The organism is Escherichia sp. MOD1-EC5189 (assembly GCF_002966045.1).
Lineage (GTDB): Bacteria > Pseudomonadota > Gammaproteobacteria > Enterobacterales > Enterobacteriaceae > Escherichia > Escherichia coli_F.
This window is the reverse complement of sequence record NZ_PTRX01000089.1, coordinates 1-1,380: the sequence shown is the minus strand read 5'-3', so window position 1 is coordinate 1,380 and position 1,380 is coordinate 1. Positions and strand designations below refer to the sequence as shown.

Below are 1,380 nucleotides of genomic sequence, written 5' to 3'. Positions count from 1 at the left end.
TGCCTGTTATCGGCTGAGGGAACGGCAAACGCGGGATACAGCGTACCATTAAGCCGGATAACACCGCCCAGAGAGTCATCCACGCCCATGACCAGCAAAAGCTGAAGCTGACGGTTTTCCCGGTCGACAGAACTCATGACCGGCATCAGCGTCGGTGGCAGACGTCCCTGCATAAAATCCACCTTCCTTGCCGCTGGTGATGGCATGGCTGGCTGGCGGTCTTCTCCAAGACAGAAAGACTCCGGCCATGTCTTCGGCTGGCGGAGATTGCGGGTATGTTGCGGCCATGTCTGGCAAACCTGCGTCAGCAGTTGCTCAAAGGTCGCAGAGGAATAAACACGTTGCAGTGGCGGACGTTGGCCGATTTCGCTTCGGTCACAGATATAACCACTCCTGTCACGCATTAAATCAACACTCTCAAAGATTCTGGCGCGGTATTTCTCCAGTTCGTTCCCCCAGAGCGTATATTCTCCGCTCCTGTTGTGAAGCAGAAGGTAACAGGTCATTTCCCCGTTACCAGGCATGGGGGCCTCGCCATACCCCGTAACGACTGCGCTCAGTACCCCTGAATCTATAACGGCATTGTCATTTTTCCTGAGCTGTTCCGCTCGTCGCTCCGCGCGACTACGTTCTGTATCCTCCAGCTCCTTCCGGCGCAATTCCTCTTCACGTTTAAGCAACTGGGCTCTGAGAGCTGCAAGGCCGGATTCCCCCCACTGCTGCCACTGTGTTTCAAATGCCGTCTGACTCGCGGGAATGTCCTGTTTCTCCACCTTCCGGTAATGCTGTCGCAATTTTTCCATTTGCTGGCTCAGAGACTGGATTTTTCCCTGCTCACTACGGTATTCCGGTGCCGCCCATTGCATCAGGGGAATACGGGAAAAACCGGACGAAAACGGCGATGATTTTTTCAGGCTGGCAGCATGGCTCATCGCTTCCTTTCGTTCGGTGTTCAGCTCTTCCCAGCGTCTGCGCGTCGCCTGCATATCTGCCATCATCGACATGGCATTACTGGTGAGTTTCCATGCCGCGTTACTGTCCTTCGGCAACGCTTCGATGATGTCATGCAGTGTGTACGAAGTTGCGTTGTCAGGAAGCACGATATTCAGAAGGTCAGCCACACGGCGGGCAGGCTCTGTCAGCCCGCTGTTCCTGAGTTCGGTGCGGGAAATCTGTATTTCCAGGTTAAGCCTGTTAATCAGACGATTCTGTTCGCCGCGTTCTGTTTCGATACCGCGTGTTTCCATCGCACAGGCAGACTTTCCGAGGTGAATACCAGGCGTTTTCTCAAGCCCCTGTCGCTCGTATGAACGATGGTCTATCTCTTCCTGATAACCGGCGTTCGCCAGTGCCCTGTTTGCATGGTCAGCCCATGATGCC

At 54.6% G+C, this 1,380-nt stretch carries 1 protein-coding gene; it reads right to left on the bottom strand.

The genetic code is table 11. The annotated features are described in order from the left end of the window. On the bottom strand, positions 1-1,380 hold a 1,380-nt coding region (locus tag ATB02_RS25625), incomplete at both ends, for a MobA/MobL family protein (protein WP_198600603.1).